This is a genomic window from Hanamia caeni, from assembly GCF_003721595.1.
Taxonomy (GTDB): domain Bacteria; phylum Bacteroidota; class Bacteroidia; order Chitinophagales; family Chitinophagaceae; genus Ginsengibacter; species Ginsengibacter caeni.
The window spans coordinates 1-2,267 of the sequence record NZ_RJJR01000042.1; the positions used below are offsets into that span (position 1 = coordinate 1).

General features: G+C 34.8%; 2 protein-coding genes. Both read left to right on the forward strand.

Features of this window, described 5'->3' with window-relative positions:
• Nucleotides 1-325 precede the first annotated feature (325 nt).
• The gene (locus tag EFY79_RS21220; RefSeq protein ID WP_123122767.1) at nt 326-1,453 is read left to right on the forward strand and encodes a DUF262 domain-containing protein; all 1,128 of its coding nucleotides are present in this window, start codon (nt 326-328) and stop codon (nt 1,451-1,453) included.
• Between the two features lies 1 nt (nt 1,454).
• Nucleotides 1,455-2,165: a HEPN domain-containing protein gene (locus tag EFY79_RS21225; protein ID WP_123122768.1), complete on the forward strand. Its 711-nt coding sequence runs from the start codon at nt 1,455-1,457 to the stop codon at nt 2,163-2,165.
• The last annotated feature ends 102 nt before the right edge of the window (nt 2,166-2,267 follow it).

Genomic DNA, 2,267 nt, shown 5'->3' on the forward strand with positions numbered 1-2,267 from the left:
TCCGGCGTTTTTTTTTCGTTGTCATTTTTAAAGTTTTAGTGAATGCTAAATTTACGGATAGTTGCGGAAGGCTACCGTAGGTTTAGTTCAACAAAAGGTTTGGCAATAGGCTGGCTGACGGAATAACAATCGGCTGTAGTTTAGTATCAGCAATGGTTCCAGCAGAAGAACAAATATCGGCTTTTTGTATTTACCTTCGGCTGCAGTTTTTCAATCGGCTGACGTTCGGGCGAAACGTACGTTGAATACCAGCCCATCGCCAAGCCTCAACGTTACCTGCAATTTAAAACGACCATTCAATCTTAATTATAATTAGACAAATAACATGAAAGACAATTCGAAAAACGGATTAAAAAATGATATTGAGGACACAGGTAACTCGGGTGACAAAAGTTTCGTTGACTTTTTACATAAGAAGCAACGAGAATTAGTTACAAGTACGGTTGACTACAACCTTGAAAGTATATCTCAACTTATCAATAAGCGCACTATTGACTTAGCTCCGAAATATCAAAGGAGATTCAGGTGGGATGATAATAGAAAATCGAAATTGATTGAATCTTTTTTAATGAATGTCCCAATACCACCAATCTTTCTTAACGAAGATGATTTTGGAAAATATTCTGTAATTGATGGTAAACAAAGGTTGTCTGCAATAAATGAATATCTCACGGGCAAATTATCTCTTTCTGGTTTGGAAATATTTACCGATTTAAATGGACTTAACTTTTTTGATGTCCCTTTGGAGTTTCAAAACTCACTTAAAATTAGAGCTAATGTTCGTGCTGTAATTATTTTAAGACAATCTGATAAAGACATTAAGTATGAGGTTTTCCAAAGATTGAATACAGGTGGTGTAAAATTAAATGCTCAAGAGATAAGAAATAGCGCATTCCCCGGTAAGTTGAATGACAAAATTCTTGAACTGTCAGAGAATAAGTTCTTTCATAGTTTACTCGGCATTAAATCAAAATCAAAGTCGAAGATTTATCAAGAGATGCGAGATGCTGAACTTGTTCTTAGGTTTTTTGCGTTAAAAGATTCTTGGAAAAACTACGCTGGTGGATTGAAAAAAATATTGGATTCTTTTATGGATGATAATCAAACAATGGCTCAAACAAAAGTTGATGAAATAGCACAAGAATTTACGGAAACACTAGAAAAGGTTCAAGCAATTTTCGGTGCAGACGGCTCTTTTCGAAGATGGATTCCTGAAAATAAAAAATGGAAGCAACAAGTTTCTGCACCACTTTTTGATGCCCAAATGTTCGCTTGTTATAAAAAGAACAAGAAGAAATTAGAAGATTCCAAAACTAAAATCTTATCCGATTTTAAAAAACTTTTTACAAGTGACAAAGAATTTCTTCAATCCATTGAATCTTCTACTGCGACTCCAAATAGATTTTTATACCGAACTAATAAGTTAAATGAAATATTAAACAACAACATTTGAAATGGGGGCAGCATTAATACAGTTTAAGGATTCTCTGGAACTGGCGGTTGCTCTCAAAAAACTTGAGAGAGATAAGTATCCAGCCAATCCAAGATTAGAACAACAACCCTTTGTAAAAGGACTTCGTGGAGGCGCTGCTGTATTAATGGTAGCCGCTTTTGAATTTTTTATAAGAAAAATGTTCGAAGAAAATATTGCAAAATTAAACACTATACCTCCAAGTATTGATTTTTCAAAACTACCTGACGAATTAAAAGTAAAAACTGTATTTCATGGACTAAAGAGAGCAATGGATGGACCCCAATTTGAAACAAAACCACCCAAAGTTCAGAGAATAAAAGACATTTTGGATGCAGGTAAACTACTCATTAATGAGCATTTAAATCCTGAAACATTTTCCGAGACAGGAAGTAATCCAAATAGCGGGACTGTAAAAGAAAAATTCAAGGAAATTGGTATTCCTGACATTTTCTCGAAAATAAAAATTGACTTTGAAACAAAATGGGGACAAGTAGTTTCAATAACTTTTATTGCAGATAAACTTGACGAAATAGTGAGAACAAGGCACGTAGTTGCTCATACAGCCGACACACTTAATATCTCCAGAAAGACACAAAACGATTCTATAAAGTTTTTAAAAATTCTGGCGGAACATTTAGAAAAAGAATTAGAACGACATATAAAGCACTTACTCCTGACAGCGAAAAGATAAACTGCAGGTAACAACTAAGGCTTCGTTGGGTGCGTAGCACCAACAATGAAGCCGCATGTTGAACGAAACCGGTTAATATGGAGATGTCGTCAGGAGGATTTG